Here is a 20,976-nt window from a genome sequence, read left to right as displayed (position 1 = left end):
CGAGCGGTTTCCGGCAGTCAGAACGCCGTCCTTGATGTTGCCGCCCTTCGCCCTCCAGGCAAGGCGTTTCGGGGCGACCGGGGTCAGGTGGTCGTCGACCGCCTTGGCCGTCAGCGTGCGGTGCATGCCCGGGAAGACCTTGACGCCGCCGTCCGCGGCCGCCTGTCCGGTCGCCGGCTTGATCGCCAGCTGGTGCACCTTGCCGTCGCCCTTGCTGACGAAGACGCCGACGCCGTTCGGGTCGTTCCGCTCCTGACCGTCCGACGGGGTGTTGCGCACCGTCGTACCGTCCTCGCCGAGACCGCGGGCGACCATCGTGGTCGAACCACCGCCGTCCAGGTTGACGGCGGTCTAGATACCGCGGTCGGCCAGGTCCTGCGCCTCGCGGTCGATACCCACGCCGCCCTTGCCGGTGCCGCCCGGGCCGTCCCAGGTCGCCAGTACGAGGGTCCGGCCGCCGTCCTTGAACCCGAGCGCGGTCCGCGGCGCGATCGACTTGTCGAGCCCCGGTACCGCCTTGCCGTCCTTGACGATCGTCCCGCCCTGGCCGAGCGCGAACTTCATCGACTTCGCCAGGTCGTTCGCGAGCTCGTAGTGCAGCGTGACGGCGTCGCCCGGCTGCAGCGCCCGGAGCGCCGTCGCGGCCGTGTCCCGCCCGACCAGGTAGAACCCGTCCGCCGGGATCGCGCCGGCGCCCGCGGCGTTCGGGGTGACCGAGACGACCTTGCCCTGCTGGACGAGTACCTCGGCGACGTCGGCGTTCCCGAAACCGCGGGCACGGCTGTACTCGCCCCAGATCGGGGTGTACGCGACCAGCCCGTTCGCGGGTACGCCGCCACCGTTGGCCGCGTTGATCGTCAGCACCTTGTGGTCCGTACCGGAGAACGTCGCGGCCGAATCCACCGCCAGGTCGACGAGCTGCGCGATCCCGTCCTTGCTCACGCCGACGTGCTGGCGTCCGGACGCGTCGGCCGACTTCAGCAGTTGACCGTTCTGCACCTCGCCGCCGAGCGCGGCGTTGCTGTTCCCGATGTCGAAGAACTCGCCGTTGACGCCCGCGACCGCGCCGGCCTTGTTCGCCGCCGTACTCAGCGGCCCACCCGACGCGACCGGGCCCGATGTCAGCAGGTCCGTACTCACTGCCTTGTTGCCCAGATCGATGGTGAGGTACTGCGCGTCCACCCAGCCGCGCTGATCCACACTCTTCACGTGGTTGAGCGCGATCCCCGGCCCAACCGTCTCGTTCGTATCCACCAGCGCGAGCCCGGCAACCGGATGGTCGTCGGCGTACCCCACAGCCGGCACCGACCACAGGACACCGGCGGCCGCCACGACCGCGATCCCCGCCGTCAAGCGATGAGCCTTCATCGTCGACCCGTACTTTCTGAACGATCCCAGGCCGGGCACTCACCCCCCAGCCGCGCCACATCCAGAGGCGGCGCAACCACCGACCGTTCCCTGACCCGACAACATCGGGGTAAACCGCTGACGACATACCACCATCAACCGGTAGACGTCTTACCGCGCCGGCAACCCGGCGTACACCACCGGTAGGCGCTCAGTCGTCGTCGCGTTGCGAACGGAACCGGTCGGCGAGCTGTCCAGGTTCGGTCTCCCACCACGGCCGCATCAGCTCCGGCTCGCTCTCCCCCGCCGCGGCCCGCTCGGCGACGACCCGGTCGAGCCGCCGGTCCACCGCGGCGGCCTCGGCCTTGTCCGCACGGATCCACGCCACCACCTGCCCGGCGAGGAACGGCAGCCCCACCATCTCCGCCAAGGTGAGCATCAACCCACCCCCGAACCGCTGATCCTGATGCGGCGCCGGCCCCCACCCGTGCCGGACGGACAGGTAGTACGTCGCGGCCAGCGTTCCCGGGCTCGTCATGATCAGGATCCCCGGCAGCGCGTCCAGCAGCCCGTCGAGGAACCCGATCGCCACCCGCACCGGCGGCGTACACCACGCCGGCAACGACTCCCCACCGAGCATCGGCCAGAAGAACAAACACCCCACGACGACGAGCTGCAGCCGGAGCAATTGGTGGAGCACGTCGTTCTGGAGGACGGCTTCGTAGTACGGCGTGAAGTAGACCAACGGCAGCAGGGAAGCCCCCAGCAACGAACTCACGGCAGGGAACGTCAGCACCCGCACCAGCCGCCCCGCCCCCAGCGACGGAAAGTTCAGCCCGATCAACTGCACAGGCCCGCCGAACGCGAGCAACACCGGCGTCAACGCCAGCAGGAGAACGTTCTGCACGGCGTACGGCCAGAACAACACCCGGTCGTACGTCCCCAGGAACGACATGGTCAACACGACCACGCTCCCCAACCCGGCCCCGAAAAACACCACCGTCCGCCACACCGGCCAAGCCCCACCGGACCGCCGTACCCGCCGAACCCCGGCCAAGTACACAGCCCCAACCACCAACACACCCACAAGCACCGGACCGTCAACGGTCCACGCCCGCAGCGCATCCCCCACCGTCAACGGAGACACCAAATCTCGACCCACAACCCCAAGCTAGCCACCCACCACCTCCCCCATTCCCCCACCCCACCAATCTCAGCAACCCCTCAGGTGTGGATCAGGTGGATCGGTCAGTCGAACAGCTTCCAGTGGCCCTCGGAGATGACAGCTACCTCGCCGTCGATGACGGTGATGGCGGTCTGGTCGTCGATGGCGTAGCCCGGTACGTCGAGCGCGGCGGCCCAGCGCTCCGCGTCGGCCAGGCCGAACTCCGGCATGTTCGGGTTGTCGAGGTGCGGAAAGATGCCGAAGTCGACCAGCCCCAGCGCCTCGACGCTGCCCGTCGGCGACCGCCAGTCACTCAGGTCCTGGCCCAGGTGGGGCCCCGCCACGAGGCTCCCGGCGCTCACCCCGACCCACACCGTGTCCTGCAGTGAAGGCAGGACGCCAGCCACGCCGGACTGCTGCAGCCAGTGCGCGAGGTACAGCGGATCGCCACCGCCCACCAAGAGAGCGTCGGTTTCCCGGACGATGGGGATCCACTGCGCCGCGTCGATGCTGGGGAGCGCTGTGAGCTCGAGCAGGCCGAGAGACTTCCAGCCGATCTCGCACAGCGGACTCATCGCGCGGCCGGAGACGATGCGCCACGCGGCAGCGGGACCGCCCGCGGGGTAAGCCGCCGTTGGGATCACCAGGGCGCTTGCCTCGGCGACGGGCTTGCCTAGCAGCGCGACGAGCGCGTTGGCGATGCTCATGTTCTTGATGCCGGCGGAGGTGAGAAGAAGCTTCATGTCTCTCCTACGATCTCGTCTTCCCGACTCGTGCGCTGTTGCGGGTCTGGTTGCGCTACACCAGACCGGCTTCGTAGGCAGCGATTACCAAGTGCACGCGGTCTCGGGCCTCCACCTTGATGAGGAGTCGGGCCACGTGGGTCTTGGCCGTGGCCACGCTGATGAACAAGTGCTGGGCGATCTCGGCGTTCGACATGCCCCGACCGACCAGGCAGAGCACCTCCCGCTCGCGCTCGGTGACTCCGGCGATGGGGCGGATCGGACGGCCCGCGACAGGCTCGGACCTGCCGACGAAGGTGCCGAGGAGCCGCCTGGTCACGCTCGGCGCGATGAGCGCGTCGCCTACGGCCACGGTCCGGATCGCACCAAGCACGTCGTCGAGCGCCATGCTCTTCAGCAGGAATCCGCTCGCCCCGGCACGCAAAGCGCCGTACACGTACTCGTCGTCGTCGAACGTCGTCAGTACCAGAACCTTCGGCGCGCCGGGCTCGGCAGCGATGATCCGGGTCGCCCGGATGCCGTCCATTTCGGGCATCCGGACGTCCATCACGACGACGTCCGGCCGCAGCTCCCGAACCTGCGACACCGCTTCGCTGCCGTTCGTGGCAGCTCCGGCGAACTCCAGATCCGGCGCGTCGTCGACGATCATGCGCAGCCCGACGATCATCAGCGGCTGGTCGTCGACGAGCAGGACGCGGACCGTCATGCGGGCAGTCTCGCCCCGACCCGGAAGCCGCCCTCGGGGCGCGGGCCGGCCGCGAACTCGCCGCCCAGTACGGCGACCCGCTCCCGCATGCCGACCAGGCCGAAGCTGTCACCGGAGTGCGGACGGACGGCACTACCGAGTCCGTCGTCCAGGATCTCGATCGCCACGTCCTTCTCCCCGTAGGCGATACAGATGCGGCACTCGTGCGTACCGGCGTGGCGTACCACGTTCGTGATCGCCTCCTGGATGAGGCGGAAGGCCGACAGGTCGATCTCGGGTGGCAACGTCCGCTGCTCGCCCCGTCGCCTCACCTCGACGCGAAGTCCGGTGTGGGCCGCACGGCTGACCAGGTGATCGAGGTCCGCGAGGCCCGTGGCGGCCCTCAGCGGTGCGGAGTCGTCGTCGAGATCGGCGTGGCGCAGGGCGCCGACCATGCGTTGCATGCCGATCAGCGTCTCGCGGCTGGTCGCTTCGATGGTGCCGAGTGCCTCCCGCGCCGCCGCGGGCTGCGACTCGAACACTCGCTGACCGGCGCCCGCCAGCACCGCGATGATGCCGATACTGTGCGCGACAGTGTCGTGCAGTTCACGCGCGATGCGCAGGCGTTCGGACGTCACAGCACTTGCCTCTCGCTGTTCACGCAAGGCGAGACTGTATTCGCGACGCCTGCGCAGTCCGTAACCCACCGCCCAGGCACAGGCCGCGTACAGGGCAAGCTGGCCAGTACTGCCCGCCACGTCGTCCACCGTCCCGAGGATGGCCTGCTCGGCGAGCCAGGTCACGAGCATGGCCACCGCCGCGCAGACCGATACCGCGACGGAACGCATCATGGCGAGGTAGCCGATCACCACGATTGCGGCTGCGTAGAAGCTCCAGGTACGAGCTCCGAACTCCGCTGCCAGCCCGGTCTCGGCGAGGATTACGGCGTACATCGCCAGCGGCCGACGCCGAACCAGCAGCACCGGCAGCGCCAGGACCAGAACCAGGGCCCCAAGTACGGGTGCGATGAGGTGGGGAAAGCGGTTGGGACCGTCGTACCCCGGCCCCTGGACGGTCGGCGCCGTCCAGAACAGCAGAACGCTGTACAGGAGGTAGACGCCGAACGTAACACCCGCGCTTGCCAGCGACACGACGCGGTGCTGCCCGGGTAGCGCCGCCCAGATCCCCTGCAGGTTCACGTCGCCGAGTTTAGGCGTCGGCGCCGCCCACGGCGTCATCCCGAAGGTGTACGCCTCGGGGCCGAGCGGCCACCGTCGAAACCGTCCGCGGGCCGACGCGGAGGACCAACCGGACAGCCGACGCTGGCACCATGATCGAAGTCAACGAACTCACCAAACGATTCGGCGGCGTCACCGCGGTGGACGGGCTCACCTTCACGGTCCGGCCCGGCCGGGTCACCGGATTCCTCGGTCCGAACGGTGCTGGCAAGTCCACCACGCTGCGGATGATCCTCGGCCTCAACGCTCCGACCCGTGGCACCGCGACAGTCGGCGGCCGGCCGTTCCGGCGCGAGGGAACAGGTCTCCGCAGGGTCGGCGCCTTGCTGGATGCGGGCGACGTACACCCTGGCCGGACCGCCAGGGCACATCTGTGGGCCCTCGCCCGCAGCAACGGAATCTCGCGCGATCGGGTCGTCGAGGTGCTCAGCGAGGTCGGGCTCGAGGACGCGGCCCGGCGGCGGGTCGGCGGCTTCTCGCTCGGGATGCGCCAACGCCTCGGCATCGCTGCCACGCTGCTCGGGGACCCGCCCGTGTTCATCTTCGACGAGCCGATCAACGGCCTGGATCCGGAGGGGATCGTGTGGGCGCGGACGCTGTTCCGCCGCCTGGCCGCCGAGGGCCGTACCGTGTTCGTCTCGAGCCATGTGATGAGCGAGGTCGAGCACACCGTCGACGACGTCGTTGTCATCGGCAACGGCAGGCTCATCGCCGACGAACCACTGGCGGAGTTCGCGGCGCGCGCGACCCGGACCGACCCCGGCGCCAGCGCCCTCGAGGCCGCCTTCATGGAGTTGACGGCCGGCAGCGTCGAGTTCCGGGCCGGGCGGATCTGATGAGTACGCAAGCTCTTCCGGCCCGCCGGAGCGCTCGCGGGATCGACCTGTTGTCCGCCGAGTGGATCAAGTTCTGGTCACTGCGCTCGACCCCGATCGGCCTGGTGCTCGGTACGGCGCTGTCGATGTACCTCGCCATCGACAACAGCCGGCACGGCGTGCTTCCACTGGCCGGATCGCACGGCCCGCTCACGCCTGAACAGGCCGCGTTCGACGGATTCTCCTGGCTGCCGGCCATGCTCGGCGCGGGGCTGCTGGGGGCTCAGTTCGTCGTCGGGGAGTATGCCTCCGGCTTGATTCGTACGACGTTCACCGCGGTACCGGACCGCCGCCGGGTGGGCGCCGCCAAGATCGCCGTCCTTTCCGCCCTCACCGGCGCGGGTGCCCTGGTCATCGCAGCCTGCGGCCTGGTGATCGCGCTCAACGTCGTACCGCACCCGGATCCGGCCGGTACGCAACCGTTTCATGCGGTCTTGGCGTCCGTCCTGGCGCTGCCGACCTGCGCCCTCGTCGGTATGGCGCTGGGCGCCGTTCTCCGCAATGCGGCCGGAGCCGGGATCGGTGTCTGCGCTCTGCTCGGATTCGTACCAATCTTGGTGCGTCCAAACAGCAATCACTGGCTTACCGACATCGCGAACGCGCTGCCCTATTACTCGTGGGGCCGCCTGACGGCCGGCGCGGGAGCAGCTGGCACCATGCCGGTCACCACTGCCTGGGTCACCCTGGCCGCGTGGGTCGCCGGTTCAGTCGTCGTCATCGTCGTCACGCTCGACCGGAGGGATGTATGAACACGCTCACCCAGGTCCGCTTCCACCATCTGTTCGGTGCCGAATGGATCAAGCTCCGATCGCTGCGGTCCAACTTCGCCATCCTGGCCTTCGGCGTGCTCTTCGCCGCCGTCGGTGCCTGGCGGCTGGGCGGCCATGTCCGCGTCGCGCCCGGCGCCGCCGGTTCGTTCAACCCGCTGAGCTACCCATTCGATCAGCTCACCTGGGGTTTCGTCACCGTGCTCGCCGCGAGCTTCGGCGTACTGGCCATGACCGGCGAACTGTCGACCGGGCTGATCCGAACCACCCTCATCGCGGTCCCCGACCGGCGGCGCGTGATCGCGGCAAAATCCCTCACGGTCGCGCTGGTGATGCTCGTCTTCGGGCTGATCACCTCGTTCGCCTCCCTGTACATCGCGCGACAGGCCCTGACGAGTCAACTGTCCGGCCTCTCACTCAGCGACGGCCCGGCACTACGCGCCGCGCTGCTGTCGGCGGCACTCCCAGTCCTCGGCTCCCAAATAGGTCTCGGGATCGGCGCACTCATCCGCCACCCGCTGGCCGCCGTCGGCGCCACCTGGGGGCTCCTGCTGTTGCTACCGATGCTGCTCTCGAGCGGCACCCTCGGACTCGGCGTCATCACCGAGGCAATGCCGCTCTCAGCCTGGACGACCCTGGCCCACACCGCACCGACCGCGACCAACCAGAGCCCGACCCCGCCCGCCGGACTCGCCCTGACCCTCCTCCTCGCCTGGCCACTGGCAGGCATCGCGGTAACCGCGACCACCATGGCGAGCAGAGACGCCTGAACCCCGACCCACGAAGCCGAGCGAAGCGAAGGCACCCACGTAAGCCCGGATGGTGACCGACCCAGCCAACCCGACCACGGAGCCGAGCGAAGCGACGGCACCCACGCAGTACCTCAGCCCGAACGGCGACCGACCCACCCAACCCGACCCAAGAGTCGAGCGAAGCGAAGGCGTGAGGGGGTGCGGGTGGCGGAGCCCCCGCTCGGCGGCGAGCGAAGCGACGCCGCACAAATGACGAAGGCGACGTGGTCAGCAAAGCGGAACGCTTCGCGACACACGTCGCCCATCGCCTTCGTGGCGGGTGCAGGGTTCGAACCTGCGTAGGCATACGCCGACAGATTTACAGTCTGCTCCCTTTGGCCGCTCGGGCAACCCGCCAGGGGGGTGGTGCTGGTCCGAGGACCAGCGGGAGAGACTATACGACAGACAGTGCCCCTGACAGCAAATCGGAAAGGTAGTGCCCATGGCTTCGGAGTCCTCCTTCGACATCGTGAACAAGGTGGATCACCAGGAGGTGGACAACGCCGTCAACCAGGCGGCGAAGGAGATCAGCCAGCGGTTCGACTTCAAGAACGTGGATGCCGGGATCAAGTGGTCCGGGGAGTCGGTCGAGATGCAGGCGAACACCGAGGAGCGGGTGAGCGCCGTACTGGACGTGTTCAAGGACAAGCTGGTGAAGCGGCAGATCTCGCTGAAGGGGCTGGAGGCGGAGGACCCGAAGCTGTCGGGGAAGATCTACAAGATCGTGGCGACGATCGACGCCGGCATCACGCAGGAGAACGCGAAGAAGATCTCGAAGCTGATCCGCGACGAGGGCCCGAAAGGTGTGAAGGCGCAGATCCAGGGCGACGAACTGCGGGTGTCCAGCAAGAGCCGGGACGACCTGCAGGCGGTGCAGGCGCTGGTCAAGGGCCAGGACTACGACTTCGCGGTCCAGTTCGTGAACTACCGCTGACCGCGGCGCCCGGTAATCGGCTCGCTCGTGGGGCGGTTGCCGGGCATGCTGGCGGGCGTGGGTGACACGTTGCTGCGGAAGTGGTTGCTGGCGGACTTCGGGCTCGACGTGGTGCAGCTCACACCGGTGGCGTACGGCGCGGACGTCGCGGCGCAGGTGTGGCGGGCGGCGACGGCCACGAACGCGTACGCCGTGAAGTGGAGCGGCGCGGGGACGAACACCGGGCATCAGGTCGCGGCGTTCCTCGCCGACAGCGGGCTGCCCGGCGTACCGGAGCTGATCCGGACGTCCGAGGGCGGGCTGTGGAGTGTGCACGCGAAGAAGCGGTTGACGGTGACGCCGTGGATCGAGGGTCCGCGGGCGGCGGAGACGGGGCTGACGGACGAGCAGTGGTCGGAGTACGGCGTACTGCTCCGCCGGGTGCACGACGCGGAACCGCCGCCGCGGCTGCGGGACGCGCTGCCGAAGCACAGCCACATCGACGCGCGGACGCCGGCGGTGGTGGCCGACGTACGGCGGCGCCTCGAGACGCCGGAGGGGGAGGTCGCGGAGGAGCTCGCGGCGGTGTGGGCGACGTACGACGACATCCTCACCGACCTGCTGACGAACCGCCCGCCCGCGCCGGCCGGGCCGCGGGTGGTGTGCCACGGCGACCCGCACATCGGGAACGTGCTGGTCGACGGCGGGTTGCATCTGATCGACTGGGACGACGTGATCCACGCGCCGCGGGAGCAGGACCTGATGTTCATGCTCGGCGGCATGGGCGACGTCGGCCCGACCACGCCCGCTCAGCGGGAGGCGTTCCTGGCCGGCTACGGCCCACACACCCTCGACGAGGACGCGATCCACTACTACCGCCACGTCCGCGCCTACGAAGACGTCATCGGCTGGTCCCACCAGGCCCTCACCGGCCCCAACGAGCCGTACGCCCTCCAGGTCACCAAAGGCATCCTCACCACCGGCCTGGCCGCCCTGGCGGTGCAGTAGATGCTGACGGTCGAACAGATCCAGCAACACTTCATCGAGGGGCTGAACGGCGCGGTGCGCCGGCCGGGGATGTACGGCGGCGAGCTCGGGCTGTTCTACAAGTTCGACGAGGTCGTCTATGTCACCGAGACAGGCGCCAGCCGGACCTGGCAGGAGGCGCTGGAAGCTGCCGGTGCCTGGTCGTCGATCGGTGTTGCCGGCGTGGTGCGTCGTCTGATGCCGGGCGACGGAGCGGAGGCGATCGCGTCTGCGTACGCGGACTATGCCCACCAGCAAGGCTGGCTGACGATCGACCGGACGCTCGATGGGCTCGACCACGGCGACCTGCGCGGGCGGCTCGCCGGGTACTGCGCGACGGATCACACGGAGGCGGACGTACTCGACCTGTTCGGGGAGCCGTCGGTGCGGATCGGTGGGACCAATCCGCGGTATCCGAGTGTCCTCGGCTACGTGGATGCTGATGGGCCGATCGTGTGGTTCTACCTGTGGAATGGGAGCAAAACCGGGCGAGCCGGACAGCTGGCCCGTGTACGACGAGCCGGTTCTGCTGGCCGGCCGGTGCGGGCTTGCGCCGTTCAAGGAATCGTTCGTCTTCACACCCGAGGGTCAGGTGTGGCGGAGCCAGATGTTGGGTTCGACGTAGCGGCCGGTGTCGGCTTCGTGGTCTATGGCGAGGGTGGTGAGGCCGGCGGGGATTGTGTACGTGCCGGTGGAGGGGAAGCGCATCTTGGTCCAGGATTCCCAGTCGGCTACGGAGCCGGTCATGGTTTGGGAGGCGGGGGCCGGGGCGAGGAGGGTGGCGCCTAGGCGGACGTGGGTGCGGAGCCAGGGGTCGAGGGGGAGGCCGTCGGGACGGGTCCAGGTCATGAAGGTTTCGATCGGGGTGAGCGGGTAGCTCGACTTCAACGTCGGGCGGACCGGGGCGATCACCCGGGCGAGGCCGTGAGACACGGCGTGGTCGCGGACCGCGGTGATGACGCGGCCGGCGTGGCCTTGGCCCTGTTCGTCGGAGCGTACGGCGGCGGCCATCAGCACGAAGGTGTTCGGTACGACGCCTTCCTCGTACGACGTGACCGACCGCGCCAGCGCGTCCGTGAAGCCGCCGGGCAGGTCCTCGACCGTGCCGTCCCAGGCGAGCGGTACTCCCCAGCAGCCGGCGATCAGGTGGTCGCCGGAGACGAAATAGAACTCCCACTCGGGGAAGTACGCGACCCGTCGCTCGCGGTACTTCGGCACCTCGGCGTCGTGGAAGATGAACTCCGGCCAGTCCTCGGCGAACCGCACCTCGGCCTCGGCGTCGTACTGCGGGGCGTCACCGGCGGGGATCAACTCGTACATGCCCGGAACGCTAGACCCCCTGCCCGGCCCCGGCTACCACATTCCGTACGGCGCGTGGCGCGGCGCCGAGCTCCCGCCGGCAGGTCTTGTTGAACGCCTGCAGGTCCGGAATGCCGACCGACGCGGCGATCGCCGGAATCGACAGCGTCGACGACACCAGCAGGTGCCGGGCCCGCATCATCCGCCGCCGGCGCAGGTAGGCGACGACCGTCGAGCCGGTCTCGGCCACGAACAGCCGGGTCAGGTGGTTGTGCGAGACCCAGGCGATCCGGGCCAGCTCCGGGACGGTGAGCGGCTGCGCGAGGTTCGCCTCGATGTGCGCGATCGCGGCCGCGACGGCCGGGTGTCCCTCCTCGACCGGTGCGGGTGTCAGCTCGGCGATCCGCCACAGCGCGGTCCACACCTCGGCCGTCATCCGCGACGACCCGGACGGCGACGACTCGACCGCCGACCGCAGCAGCCCGGACAGCAGCGGCGCCGCCGCGCCCGCGTCCTGGACGACCGGGACGTACGACGGTTCGCCGACGGGAACCGGACGGAAGTGCACGTACAGGTGCTCGGACCGCCCGCGGTAGTCGAACCGCACCTGGGTCCCGGCCGGGGTCAGGGAAACGAATCCGGGTGCGACGGAGAACGTCTCGCCGAGCAGCGTCAGCTCGGCCGAGTAGTTGTACAGGTGCAGCTGCCACAGGTCAGGCAACCGGAAGACGTCCCGCCGGACCCGTGTTCCGTGGATTCCGGCGCCGGCGTTCACGACCTCCGGCGGTTGCGCCAGATGCAACTCGATCACGGTGAGAATTTACCACCAGTAGTGATCACAACCCACGCGAGACAACGGTGGTCGATCGCAGAATGGAGGAGTAGTGACCACTACCGGGAACAGGGAGTCTTCATGCCCCAACCGCATCGCAAGCATCTGCTCACCTCGGTGCAGATGGCGCACTTCGTCGCCACCGGCGCCCTCCGGATGGACGCCGTCGTACCGGACGACATGAACCAGCAGGCGATCGAGGTCCTGAACAACGGCATTCCGGGCGTTCCGTACGGCACCCCGCTGTCGGAGGCGTTCGTGGACAGCGAGTTCGTCCAGCGGCTGGTGCAGTTGCCGGAGGTGGCGGGCGCGATCCACAGCCTGGTCGGTCCCGAGCCGACCGTCGACCACCACGCGGTGCACATCCGCCGGGCGAACGAGGGCGAGGCGCAGAACCTGCACGGCGACGCGATCATCGACGTCCGTACGGACGCCTTCGACGTGCAGCTGATGTACTACCCGCAGGACGTCACGCTCGAGATGGGCGGCACACTCAGCGTCCCGGGCAGCCACCTGCGGCGGACGAACGAGTCCGACACCGGCCGGTACCAGAACCTGCTCGGCCAGACCCGCCTGGTCTGCCCGGCCGGCACCGTGGTGTTGCTGCACCACGGCATCTGGCACGGCGGCCGGAAGAACGACAGCAACGTCGACCGGTACATGTTCAAGATCCGCTTCAACCCGACGGTCCGTCAGGTGCGGCTCTGGAACACCGACGACCTGTACGACGAGGCGGTCGCGGCCGAGCTCGAGCAGAACTTCCCGTGGTACGAGAACGCCACCGGCCGGCTCGAACGGTACAACCGGATCCTGATGTGGCGCGCGATCAGCGGCGACGACACGTACGACCCGAACTACTGGGTCACGCGCGTCACCAACCGCCCGCAGCGGGTGGTGGCCGACCGCGTCGACAACCCGCACGCCGCCAACAAGAAGGAGATGGCATGACCGCCACGGCCGAGAACCCGCAGCGCACCGGCCTTCGCCAGCAGGTGCTGGTGCTGTACCTGGCGTCGTCCGCGCTGGACGCCCGCGTGGTCGGCTGGTCGACGTACGACGGCACGGGCGAGACGCACCCGACGACGGGTGACAGCGACGTACCGCCGTACGAGACCGGGCTGGACGCGCTCAAGGACGGCTGGCGGCTGTTCCAGGCGGCGCAGCTGAACCCGCCGTACCCGGGTCACGAGTACGACGTGTCCTTCCTCAAGCACGAGTTCTTCTTCGAGAAGCTCGTCTAGATCGGCAGGATGCACACCGGCCGCGGCCAGCTGACAGGCTCTCCCTGAGCGGTCAGCCGGCCGTCGTCGATGGTGAACGTGGCGATCTGGTCCGACTGCTCGTTGGCGGCGTACAGCACCGTGCCGTCGTTGCTGAAGGCAAGGTGTCGCGGCCAGTTCCCGCCCGACGAGATGGTCTGTACCAGCTCGACGCTCAGCCCGTCGTCGGCGACCGCGAAGACCGCGACGGTGTTGTCGCCGCGGTTCGAGCCGTACAGGAAGCGGCCGTCGGACGAGATCAGCAGCTCGGCCGGGTAGTTCTCGCCCGGCGAGTCGGCCGGCCGGGTCGACGCGGTCTGCACGGTCTGCAGCTTGCCGTTCGCGTAGCTGCAGACGGTGAGCGTCGAGTCGAGCTCGTTGATCACGTACGCCGCGCCGCCCGCCGGGTGGAAGACCAGGTGCCGCGGGCCGGCGCCCGGGTGGATGTGCAGCCGGTCGACCTCCTCCAGCTGACCGTCCGGGGTGAGTGTCGACGAGTAGACGGTGTCCGACCCGAGGTCGACGTCGAACACGTAGGTGCCCTCGACGTCGAACGCGATCTGGTGCGCGTGCGGACCTTCCTGGCGGTCGGCGTTCGGCCCGGAGCCTTCGCGCTGCAGGTACTGCGTGGCCTCGCCGAGCGAACCGTCCGCGGCGATCGGGTGGATCGCGACCGAGCCCGAGGTGTAGTTGGCGGACAGCAGGTACTGCCCGGACGGGTCGATGTCGAGGTGGCACGGGTGCGCGCCGTTCGTCGGCTGCTGGTTGAGCAGCTCGAGCCCGCCGTCCGCGCCGATCGCGAACGCCGCGACCTTGCCGTCCTGTTCCTCGTTGGTGGCGTAGAGGAACCGCCCGTCCGCGGACCTGACCAGGAACGACGGGTCGGCGATCGTCGCCGCCACGGCGAGCCCGCCCAGCGGGCCGACCGCGATCCCGTCCCCACCGCCGGCCTGAGTGGTGTAGCTCCCGACAAAGATCCGCTCAGCAGTCATGACGCCTACCCTGCCAGGTCAGGAGGTTTCCGGCACTCCTTTGTCCAGTCCGTAGAGGGCGCTGCCCCAGCCGAGGTCGGGGTAGAGCAGTTGCCAGCCCAACCGCCGGTACAGGCGCGGCGCCGGACCGTCGTCGACGTCCGTGCCGAGCAGCGCCCGGCGGTGCGGGAGGTCGCGCATCAGTTCGGTCATCAGCGCGGTGCCGAGCCCCTGGCGCTGGGCTTCCGGGTGTACGGCGAGTTCGACCACCTCGAAGTGTCCGCCGACCCACTCCGCGGCCAGCTCAGCCCCGACCGCCTCCACCACCCGCTCAGGCCACCACTGCCCCCGCTCCCCCGTATAGCCATAGGCGAACCCGACGAGCGGACCGTCCTGACGAACCGCGACCAACCGGAAGTCGGCGCGGGCCGCGTGTTTGGGGAGGGTTTCGGTGGTGAACCGGTCGGTGTCCTCCTCGGGGCCGAAGGAGGCCGCGTACAGCGGGCCGAGCTCGTCGGCGATGGCAATAGCTGCAGGTCCGTCGAGAACGTCGATCACCTCACCTAGCCTAGGGCGCATGGACACCACGGCCTTCCTGCAACGGATCGGGATCGACAGGTACGACGGCCCGCCGCGGCTGGAGGCGTTGACGCAGCTCCACGAGGCCTTCGTGGACCAGGTCCCGTACGAAACCGTGCAGTACCAGGTCACGCCGGGCGGCCCGCTCGATCCGGAGGAGGTTGCGAAGCGGATCGTCGCGCGCGAGACCGGCGGCTACTGCTTCCAGCTGAACGGCACGTTCGCGTTGCTGCTCACCGAACTCGGCTACCGCGTGCAGATGTACCGCGGCGGCGTGGAGACGGTCAACCGACCCAGCGTCATCGACGGCAGCCACCTGGTGCTCACGGTCAGCGGGCTGCTCGAGGACCCGGAGCGGGAGTGGCTGGTGGACGCCGGCCTCGGCGACGGCCTCCGCCACCCGATGCCGCTCGCGCCGGGCGAGGCCGAGCAGTACCCGTTCACCTTGCGGCTGCGCCCGTCCGAGATCGCCGACGGCTGGCGCCTCGACCACGACCCGCGCGCGAACCTGATCGGCATGGACTTCGAGGCATCCCCTGTGTCCCTCGAGTCCTTCACCGCGAAGCACGCGGAGCTGTCCGCCGACCCCGGCTCACGCTTCGTCCGGCTGGCCTCCGCGTTCCGCCGTACGCCGGAATCCGTTGTGGTACTGCGTTCCATCGGCCTGAGCGAAACGTTCGCCGACCGCGTCGACAACCGCCTGCTGGACAACCGCGCCGACTACTTCGCCGCCCTCGCGGACGTCTTCCACCTGCCGCTCCCGCACTACACCGAGGCGGATCGCGACGTACTGTGGCGGCGGGTGTGGGCGCAGTACGAGGACTTCCTGGCGCGGGCTACCCCTTCCTGAACCTCACGATGACGGTGTCGCCCTCGGCGTACGTCAGCGTCGCGATGTGGACCGGCCCGTTGCCGTCGTTCCACTGGACCGCGGCGAGCCCGCCGGCCACGCCGCCGACGCTGCCGTTGCCGGTGCGGCTGGAGGACGAGCCGGTCCGGCTCAACGAGATGTACCCGTGCGAGTCGGTGAGCTTGAGCGTGCCTTTCGCCACCGTCGCGGTGAACTTGTCCCCGTTGAGGTCAATCAAAGCCTTAGCCCGAACCAGCACCTCACAAGCACCGTCCACGCAGGCCTTGTAGTTCTGCCCGTCCTTCGCGGCCGGAACCGCCGGCGTCGGCGTCGCGGTGGTCGAAGACGCCGTGCTCGAAGGCGGCGTGGTGGAGGGCGCGGCGGTCGAGGGCCCCGAGCTTGGTGCGCTGGTCGGTGCGGGCGTCCCACTCTTGGTCGAGCCGCCGCAGGCGGCGAGTGTGAACAGCAGAACGGCGCCGGCAACTCCTCGTGCTTTCACCCACCGCAAGTTACCGACCCCGGCAGTCCATCGAGCCGCCCTTGACCGGAACCTGTCAGGTGACCAGCGCGAACATGATGCTGGGCAGCACCGACAGGACCGCGGTGAGGGCGGCGCAGGAGGTGAGCATGGCGACAGCCGGGGTTTCGATGTCGACCGAGAACGGGTCGTCGGCGGGTAGCCGGAAGAGTTCCGCGATCCAGCGCAGGTACACGGCCAGGCCGATCATCACGTTGATCGCCATCACGATCGCCAGCCAGCCGAGGTGGGCGTCGATCACCGCCTGGAACGCGGCGAACTTCGTGAACAGCCCGGCGAGGCCCGGCGGCAGCCCGGCGAGCACCACCAGGAAGAAGACCAGCGCCGCCGCCAGCCCCGGCTCGGACCGCACCATCCCGCGGTAGTCCGTGAGCAGCCCGCCCGCTCGATGCCGCTGCACCACGGCCACCGCTCCGAAGGCGCCGAGCGTCACCACGACGTACGCCGCCAGGTATCCGACAACGGCCCGCGCGTCACCGGCAGCGAGCGGTGCGAGCAGGAACCCGACCTGTCCGATCGACGACCAGGCGAGCAGCCGGACGGCCTCGACCTGGCGCAGGGCGGCGAGGTTTCCGACCGTCATCGTCACGGCGGCCAGGATCGCGACCACGGTCCGCAGCTCCGAACCGGCCGGTGCGATCCCGGACGTCACGATCACCAGCAGCCCGGCGACCCCGGCCGACTTCGACACCACGGCGAGGAAGGTCGTGACCTCGACCGGCGCCCCGACGTACGTGTCCGGCAACCACGCGTGGAACGGCACGGCCGCGATCTTGAACGCGAACCCGACGATCACGAACAGCCCGGCCGCGAAGGCGACCCGGGCGAGGTCCGGGTCGAGCCCGCTCAGCCGGTTCGCGATCGTCGTCAGGTACAGCGAACCGGTCACGCCGTACAGGTAGGAGACGCCGAACAGCATCACCGCCGTCGACAGCACCGAGACCAGGAACGCCTTCAGCGCGCCCTCGGACCCCCGCCGGTCGCGGCGCAGCCCGACCATCGCGAACGTCGGCAGCGACACCACCTCGAGCGCGATCACCAACGTCGCGAGGTCCCGCGCACCCGCGAGCACGGTCGCGCCGGTCAGCGCGCTGAGCAGCAGGAAGTGGTACTCCCCGATCGGTACGTCCTTGGCGAGCAGCCGGTACGTCGACAACCCGGCCACGCTGAGCCCGCCGATCAGCAGCACCGCCCACAACCCGGCCGTCAACGGCTCGAACACCAGGCTGCACTCGGCCGGCCCCTCGACCGCCGGCCGGCAGAACGCGGGCTTGAAGTCGCCGTGCTGCGCCCACACGAACACGAGCCCGAACAGGATCACCACGCTGGTCAGCACCGTGACGACGAGGTGCCGCAGCTCCGCCGGCGCGCTCTTCCAGAAGCTGTCGACGAGCAGTACGGCGATCGCACCGATCGCCAGCACCAACGGTACGGCGACGGCCTGCCAATCGGTCCACGTGAGCGTCATAGGACCATCCACTCGTTGAGCAGGGTGAACGGCCACAGGCCTAGCGCCACCGTGAGTACGGCGAGTGGCGCGAAGGTGGCGAACTCGATCCGGCTGAGGTCGACGGCGAACGGCGCGGCCGGGTACTCGGCCGGGTCGCCCTGGCAGAGGTTCCGGATCAGCCGGAGGAAGTACGCCGCGGTGAGGACGGCGCCCAGCCCGGCGATCACCATCAGCACCAGGAACGTTGCCCGCGGCAACCCATCGGCCGGGTGGTACGCGCCGAGCAGGACCAGCATCTCGCCCCAGAACCCGGCCAGCCCCGGCAGCCCGAGGGACGCCAGGCACGCGTACGTGAGCAGCCCGCCGATCCGCGGCAGCCGGGCGTACAACGCGCGGCCGATCGCCCGCAGGTCGCTGGTGTCGTGCCGGTCCTTGATCGCCCCGGCCAGGAAGAACAGCAGCCCGGTGATGACGCCGTGCGCGATGTTCGCGTACAGCGCGCCATTCAGCCCCTCCGGTGACAGCGTCGCGATGCCGAGCCCGATGAAGCCCATGTGCCCGACGCTGGAGTACGCGATCAGCCGCTTCACGTCGGTCTGCGCCAGGCAGGCCAGCGACCCGGCGACGATCGCGACCACGGAGAAGCCGGCCAGGTACGGCGCGATCGTGGCGGTCGCGTCGGGCAGGATCGGCAGCAGGATCCGGATCATGCCGTAGCTGCCGAGCTTCAGCAGGACGCCGGCCAGCAGCACCGAGCCGACCGTCGGCGCCTTCGCGTGCGCGTCCGGCAGCCAGATGTGCAGCGGCCAGAGCGGCATCTTCACCGCGAGCCCGACCGCGATCAGGACCGCCGCGGCGAGCGGGATCCCGTGCCCGCCACGCAACGGGTGCTCGCCGAGGAACGCCACGTCGAACGTCCCGGTCTGCCGATGGATCAGCAGGAAGCCAAGCAGCATCAACGCGGAGCCGAGCACGGTCATCAGGATGAACGTGTTCGCCGCCCGGCGCCGCCCGGCCCGGTCGTGGTGGTCGCCCCAGATGTCGATCACGAGCCACATTGGGATCAGGACGATCTCGAAGAACACGAAGAACAGCACCAGGTCGGCGGCCGCGAAGGTGCCGATCACCCCGGTCTCGATGAGCAGCAGCAGCGCGATCAGCGAGCGCATCCGGCCGATCTTCGGCGTGATCTTCAGCGAGTACAGGCTGCAGAGCAACACCAGCAGCGCGGTGAGCGTGATGAGCGGCATCGAGATGCCGTCGACCGCGAGGTGGAACCGCACGTCGAGCTGCGGGATCCAGGACACGTCGGTCTGGGCGTACGGCAACAACTTGCCTGGCAAGTTCCGCGGCGGGGATTCAAAGCCCACGAAGGTCGAGCTCACGGTGCACGGGCAGTGCGGACGACGCATGTCCCACCACAGGAACACCGAACCGGCCAGAACCAGACCCGACACCGCCGACCCGACGGTCGCCGCCACCCGTTCACCGATCAGCACCGGCAGCGCCCACAGCACCCCACCGGTCACCGCGGGAACGGCCACCAGCGCGATCAGCAACCACTGGCTCACGACCCGATCACCCCCGCCAGGATCGCCAGCGCGACCACCCCGACCACCGCGGCCGTCAGGTACGTCTGCACGTTCCCCGTCTGCAACTTCCGGACCCCGGCCGACGCCAGCACACCCGCCCGCCCGGTCGCCCGCACGTACGCCCCGATCACGTCCTGGTCCCCGCCGACCGTCAACCGCGCCAGCCACCGCACCGGCACGACGACCAGCCGCTGGTACGCCGGATCCACGCCGTACTCACGTTCCAGCAGCACCGGCCGCGGGTCTGCCCCGCGCCGCCACAGCGAGTACGCCGGCAGCGCGCCGAGCACCGCGAGCACGGTCGTGATGCCCGCGATCGGCCAGTTCACGTGGGCACCGTCGGCGTACCCGAGCCCGATCGCGCCGAGCGTCAGCAGGACCATCGGCGCCAGCATCAGCCAGGACCCCTCGCGGAGTTTGCGCACGTCCGGCTCGTCCAGGTCCGCCATCGCGTCGTCGTCCTCGAACGCACCGATCGCACCGACGACGGCCGGCGTACGGAAGAACACCCACAACCACAGGCGGACGCAGTAGAACGCGGTCATCATCGCGGTCACGCACACCGACACCAGCACGATCCAGCCCACGACCGAACCGTCCCGGGCGGTCTCCCAGGCCGCTTCGACCACGGAGTCCTTGGAGAAGAACCCGGCCAGCCCCGGTACGCCGGCCAGCGCCGCGAGGCCGATCGTCATCGTCACGAACGTCACCGGCAGCCGCTTCCGCAGCGCACCGCGCCGCGAGTACTTCCGCAGTACGACGAACGCCGCGCTGCCGACCTGATGCAGCAGGACGCCCGCGCAGAGGAACAACAAACCCTTGAAGGCCGCGTGCGTCAACAGGTGGAAGAGCGCCGCGTGCCGCCCGTCGCGGGAGCCGAGCGCGAGCCCGGAGAACATGATCGCCAGCTGGCTGACCGTCGACCAGGCGAGCACCCGCTTCACCTCGACCGCAGCCATCGCGCAGGACGCCGCGAACAGCATCGTCACGCAGGCGACCACGGCCAGCACCGTCAATGTGGTCTCGGCCTCGACGAACAGGTCGAACAGCCGCGCGATCAGGAAGACGCCCGCGGCAACCATCGTGGCCGCGTGGATCAGCGCGCTGACCGGGCTCGGGCCGGGCATCGCGTCCGGGAGCCAGGTCTGCAACGGGACCTGCGCCGACTTGCCGACCACGCCGACGAGCAGCAGCAACGTGCCGATCGTCAGCGTGTGCGGCTCGATCGGGCTGTGGCCGAGCTCGGAGATCCGGAACGTGTGGTACCCGACGCCGAGCACGAAGACCCCGAACAGGAAGCCGACATCGGCGAACCTGGTCATCAGGAAGGCCTTCATCGCACCGGCGCGGGCGTCCCGCCGCTCCCAGTAGTGGCCGATCAGCAGGTACGAGCAGGCGCCCATCACCTCCCACCCGATCAGCAGCAGGAACAGGTTGTCCGACACCACCACGGTCACCATCGCCGCGGTGAACAGCGTGACGAGCGCCGTGTACGACGCGACACGCTCGCGGACGTACCCGATCGAATAGACCTGCACGCACGCCGACACCACACCGACCACGGCGAGCATCAGCACGGTCAACCCGTCGGTGCGGAACTCGTACGAGAACCAGAAGTCCTCACCGATCATCGCGCCGCCGGCCGTGGTGTGCTGCGGCGTCACGCCGTACAGCAGGGCCGAGGCCAGGACGACGAGGAGCGAGAAGCCGACGCCGACGACCCGCCACGCGGTGCCGATCACGAAGCCTCCTCGGGCTCGAGCAGGTCCCGGGCCCGGTCGGCGTCGACATGACCGTGCCCGCGGAACAGCAGCAGCACGATCGCCAGGCCGAGCCCGATCTCGGCCGCCGCCAGCGTGATCACGAAGACCGCGAGCGTCTGCCCGGTCGCCTCGGTCACCCGCCAGGCGTCGAAGGCGACCAGGTTCAGGTTCACGGCGTTCAGCATCAGTTCGAACGACATCAGCAGCGTGATCACGTTCCGCCGGGCGAGCACGCCGTACACGCCGACGCAGAACAGCACCACTGCCAGCAGCAGCGGGAGGACCAACGGCAT

21 protein-coding genes, 1 tRNA gene and 1 pseudogene are annotated in these 20,976 nt (G+C 69.3%); 8 read left to right on the top strand and 15 right to left on the bottom strand.

Annotation, left to right across the window (positions count from 1 at the left end):
- Positions 1 to 231: 231 nt before the first annotated feature.
- The 5 genes and pseudogenes from ACFV9C_RS19860 to ACFV9C_RS19840 all read right to left on the bottom strand — a co-directional run.
- Positions 232 to 1,368, bottom strand: a pseudogene (locus ACFV9C_RS19860) (phosphodiester glycosidase family protein); the annotation flags it as partial.
- A 190-nt stretch (positions 1,369 to 1,558) separates the two neighbouring features.
- Positions 1,559 to 2,410, bottom strand: a complete 852-nt coding sequence (locus ACFV9C_RS19855) for a cytochrome c oxidase assembly protein (RefSeq protein WP_380195521.1) — start codon at positions 2,408 to 2,410, stop codon at positions 1,559 to 1,561.
- A gap of 185 nt (positions 2,411 to 2,595) precedes the next feature.
- On the bottom strand, positions 2,596 to 3,255 hold the full coding sequence (locus ACFV9C_RS19850) for a Type 1 glutamine amidotransferase-like domain-containing protein (protein WP_380195484.1): 660 nt from the start codon (positions 3,253 to 3,255) through the stop codon (positions 2,596 to 2,598).
- Positions 3,256 to 3,310: 55 nt separating this feature from the next.
- Positions 3,311 to 3,961 carry a response regulator gene (locus tag ACFV9C_RS19845; protein WP_380195483.1) on the bottom strand — a complete coding sequence of 217 codons (651 nt, stop codon included), beginning with the start codon at positions 3,959 to 3,961 and terminating at the stop codon, positions 3,311 to 3,313.
- Positions 3,958 to 5,139, bottom strand: a complete 1,182-nt coding sequence (locus ACFV9C_RS19840; RefSeq protein WP_380195481.1) for a sensor histidine kinase — start codon at positions 5,137 to 5,139, stop codon at positions 3,958 to 3,960. Before ACFV9C_RS19840 ends, ACFV9C_RS19845 begins: the two co-directional genes overlap by 4 nt.
- A 131-nt stretch (positions 5,140 to 5,270) precedes the next feature.
- Between ACFV9C_RS19840 and ACFV9C_RS19835 the strand changes: the two genes are divergently transcribed.
- From ACFV9C_RS19835 to ACFV9C_RS19825, 3 genes are read left to right on the top strand one after another with little or no spacing between them, the layout of a single operon-like run.
- A complete protein-coding gene (locus ACFV9C_RS19835) occupies positions 5,271 to 6,014 on the top strand; it encodes an ABC transporter ATP-binding protein (protein ID WP_380195480.1) in 744 nt (247 codons plus the stop codon).
- Positions 6,014 to 6,802, top strand: a complete 789-nt coding sequence (locus tag ACFV9C_RS19830) for a hypothetical protein (RefSeq protein WP_380195479.1) — start codon at positions 6,014 to 6,016, stop codon at positions 6,800 to 6,802. Before ACFV9C_RS19835 ends, ACFV9C_RS19830 begins: the two co-directional genes overlap by 1 nt.
- Positions 6,799 to 7,590, top strand: coding sequence for a hypothetical protein (locus ACFV9C_RS19825; protein ID WP_380195477.1), 792 nt, complete (start codon positions 6,799 to 6,801; stop codon positions 7,588 to 7,590). The genes ACFV9C_RS19830 and ACFV9C_RS19825 overlap by 4 nt, the downstream gene beginning before the upstream one ends.
- Before the next feature lie 295 nt (positions 7,591 to 7,885).
- Here the strand turns inward: ACFV9C_RS19825 and ACFV9C_RS19820 are convergent.
- A tRNA-Tyr gene (locus ACFV9C_RS19820) sits at positions 7,886 to 7,968 on the bottom strand.
- Positions 7,969 to 8,053: 85 nt separating this feature from the next.
- On the opposite strand from ACFV9C_RS19820, the gene ACFV9C_RS19815 reads away from it, so the two are divergent.
- Together ACFV9C_RS19815 and ACFV9C_RS19810 are read left to right on the top strand one after the other, a co-directional pair.
- Complete coding sequence (locus ACFV9C_RS19815) at positions 8,054 to 8,545, top strand: YajQ family cyclic di-GMP-binding protein (protein WP_209692699.1); 492 nt, start codon at positions 8,054 to 8,056, stop codon at positions 8,543 to 8,545.
- Positions 8,546 to 8,602: 57 nt separating this feature from the next.
- A complete protein-coding gene (locus tag ACFV9C_RS19810) occupies positions 8,603 to 9,532 on the top strand; it encodes a phosphotransferase enzyme family protein (protein WP_380195475.1) in 930 nt (309 codons plus the stop codon).
- A 606-nt stretch (positions 9,533 to 10,138) separates the two neighbouring features.
- Here the strand turns inward: ACFV9C_RS19810 and ACFV9C_RS19805 are convergent.
- Together ACFV9C_RS19805 and ACFV9C_RS19800 are read right to left on the bottom strand one after the other, a co-directional pair.
- Positions 10,139 to 10,870, bottom strand: coding sequence for a hypothetical protein (locus ACFV9C_RS19805; protein WP_380195473.1), 732 nt, complete (start codon positions 10,868 to 10,870; stop codon positions 10,139 to 10,141).
- A gap of 10 nt (positions 10,871 to 10,880) precedes the next feature.
- The gene (locus tag ACFV9C_RS19800; RefSeq protein ID WP_380195471.1) at positions 10,881 to 11,660 is read right to left on the bottom strand and encodes a helix-turn-helix domain-containing protein; all 780 of its coding nucleotides are present in this window, start codon (positions 11,658 to 11,660) and stop codon (positions 10,881 to 10,883) included.
- Between the two features lie 102 nt (positions 11,661 to 11,762).
- On the opposite strand from ACFV9C_RS19800, the gene ACFV9C_RS19795 reads away from it, so the two are divergent.
- Both ACFV9C_RS19795 and ACFV9C_RS19790 read left to right on the top strand, forming a co-directional pair.
- On the top strand, positions 11,763 to 12,629 hold the full coding sequence (locus ACFV9C_RS19795; protein WP_380195470.1) for a phytanoyl-CoA dioxygenase family protein: 867 nt from the start codon (positions 11,763 to 11,765) through the stop codon (positions 12,627 to 12,629).
- Positions 12,626 to 12,922, top strand: a complete 297-nt coding sequence (locus ACFV9C_RS19790; protein ID WP_380195468.1) for a hypothetical protein — start codon at positions 12,626 to 12,628, stop codon at positions 12,920 to 12,922. The genes ACFV9C_RS19795 and ACFV9C_RS19790 overlap by 4 nt, the downstream gene beginning before the upstream one ends.
- Here ACFV9C_RS19790 and ACFV9C_RS19785 read toward each other — a convergent pair.
- Together ACFV9C_RS19785 and ACFV9C_RS19780 are read right to left on the bottom strand one after the other, a co-directional pair.
- Positions 12,919 to 13,932, bottom strand: coding sequence for a lactonase family protein (locus ACFV9C_RS19785; RefSeq protein ID WP_380195466.1), 1,014 nt, complete (start codon positions 13,930 to 13,932; stop codon positions 12,919 to 12,921). The two genes, ACFV9C_RS19790 and ACFV9C_RS19785, sit on opposite strands and share 4 nt — an antisense overlap.
- Before the next feature lie 18 nt (positions 13,933 to 13,950).
- Positions 13,951 to 14,469: a GNAT family N-acetyltransferase gene (locus tag ACFV9C_RS19780; RefSeq protein WP_380195465.1), complete on the bottom strand. Its 519-nt coding sequence runs from the start codon at positions 14,467 to 14,469 to the stop codon at positions 13,951 to 13,953.
- A 19-nt stretch (positions 14,470 to 14,488) separates the two neighbouring features.
- On the opposite strand from ACFV9C_RS19780, the gene ACFV9C_RS19775 reads away from it, so the two are divergent.
- The gene (locus tag ACFV9C_RS19775) at positions 14,489 to 15,340 is read left to right on the top strand and encodes an arylamine N-acetyltransferase (protein WP_380195464.1); all 852 of its coding nucleotides are present in this window, start codon (positions 14,489 to 14,491) and stop codon (positions 15,338 to 15,340) included.
- Here ACFV9C_RS19775 and ACFV9C_RS19770 read toward each other — a convergent pair.
- From ACFV9C_RS19770 to nuoK, 5 genes are read right to left on the bottom strand one after another with little or no spacing between them, the layout of a single operon-like run.
- Positions 15,327 to 15,839 carry a hypothetical protein gene (locus ACFV9C_RS19770; protein WP_380195463.1) on the bottom strand — a complete coding sequence of 171 codons (513 nt, stop codon included), beginning with the start codon at positions 15,837 to 15,839 and terminating at the stop codon, positions 15,327 to 15,329. The genes ACFV9C_RS19775 and ACFV9C_RS19770 overlap by 14 nt on opposite strands.
- 55 nt (positions 15,840 to 15,894) lie before the next feature.
- The gene (locus ACFV9C_RS19765) at positions 15,895 to 17,346 is read right to left on the bottom strand and encodes an NADH-quinone oxidoreductase subunit N (RefSeq protein WP_380195461.1); all 1,452 of its coding nucleotides are present in this window, start codon (positions 17,344 to 17,346) and stop codon (positions 15,895 to 15,897) included.
- On the bottom strand, positions 17,343 to 18,899 hold the full coding sequence (locus ACFV9C_RS19760; RefSeq protein ID WP_380195460.1) for a NuoM family protein: 1,557 nt from the start codon (positions 18,897 to 18,899) through the stop codon (positions 17,343 to 17,345). Before ACFV9C_RS19760 ends, ACFV9C_RS19765 begins: the two co-directional genes overlap by 4 nt.
- On the bottom strand, positions 18,896 to 20,662 hold the full coding sequence (locus ACFV9C_RS19755) for an NADH-quinone oxidoreductase subunit L (protein ID WP_380195458.1): 1,767 nt from the start codon (positions 20,660 to 20,662) through the stop codon (positions 18,896 to 18,898). Before ACFV9C_RS19755 ends, ACFV9C_RS19760 begins: the two co-directional genes overlap by 4 nt.
- Positions 20,659 to 20,976: an NADH-quinone oxidoreductase subunit NuoK gene (gene nuoK / locus ACFV9C_RS19750; RefSeq protein WP_380195456.1), complete on the bottom strand. Its 318-nt coding sequence runs from the start codon at positions 20,974 to 20,976 to the stop codon at positions 20,659 to 20,661. The genes ACFV9C_RS19755 and nuoK overlap by 4 nt, the downstream gene beginning before the upstream one ends.

Source organism: Kribbella sp. NPDC059898 (assembly GCF_042730855.1).
Taxonomy (GTDB): Bacteria; Actinomycetota; Actinomycetes; order Propionibacteriales; family Kribbellaceae; genus Kribbella.
The sequence above is the reverse complement of the archived record's forward strand: the minus strand, read 5'-3'. Positions and strand labels throughout refer to the sequence as shown.

Coding starts and splice junctions, on each gene's coding strand:
- ACFV9C_RS19830 (WP_380195479.1), top strand. CDS start 6,014: ATGAGTACGCAAGCTCTTCCGGCCCGCCGGAGCGCTCGCGGGATCGAC.
- ACFV9C_RS19795 (WP_380195470.1), top strand. CDS start 11,763: ATGCCCCAACCGCATCGCAAGCATCTGCTCACCTCGGTGCAGATGGCG.
- ACFV9C_RS19785 (WP_380195466.1), bottom strand. CDS start 13,932: ATGACTGCTGAGCGGATCTTTGTCGGGAGCTACACCACTCAGGCCGGC.
- ACFV9C_RS19790 (WP_380195468.1), top strand. CDS start 12,626: ATGACCGCCACGGCCGAGAACCCGCAGCGCACCGGCCTTCGCCAGCAG.
- nuoK (WP_380195456.1), bottom strand. CDS start 20,976: ATGCCGTTGGTCCTCCCGCTGCTGCTGGCAGTGGTGCTGTTCTGCGTC.
- ACFV9C_RS19835 (WP_380195480.1), top strand. CDS start 5,271: ATGATCGAAGTCAACGAACTCACCAAACGATTCGGCGGCGTCACCGCG.
- ACFV9C_RS19850 (WP_380195484.1), bottom strand. CDS start 3,255: ATGAAGCTTCTTCTCACCTCCGCCGGCATCAAGAACATGAGCATCGCC.
- ACFV9C_RS19815 (WP_209692699.1), top strand. CDS start 8,054: ATGGCTTCGGAGTCCTCCTTCGACATCGTGAACAAGGTGGATCACCAG.
- ACFV9C_RS19805 (WP_380195473.1), bottom strand. CDS start 10,870: ATGTACGAGTTGATCCCCGCCGGTGACGCCCCGCAGTACGACGCCGAG.
- ACFV9C_RS19825 (WP_380195477.1), top strand. CDS start 6,799: ATGAACACGCTCACCCAGGTCCGCTTCCACCATCTGTTCGGTGCCGAA.
- ACFV9C_RS19765 (WP_380195461.1), bottom strand. CDS start 17,346: ATGACGCTCACGTGGACCGATTGGCAGGCCGTCGCCGTACCGTTGGTG.
- ACFV9C_RS19775 (WP_380195464.1), top strand. CDS start 14,489: ATGGACACCACGGCCTTCCTGCAACGGATCGGGATCGACAGGTACGAC.
- ACFV9C_RS19845 (WP_380195483.1), bottom strand. CDS start 3,961: ATGACGGTCCGCGTCCTGCTCGTCGACGACCAGCCGCTGATGATCGTC.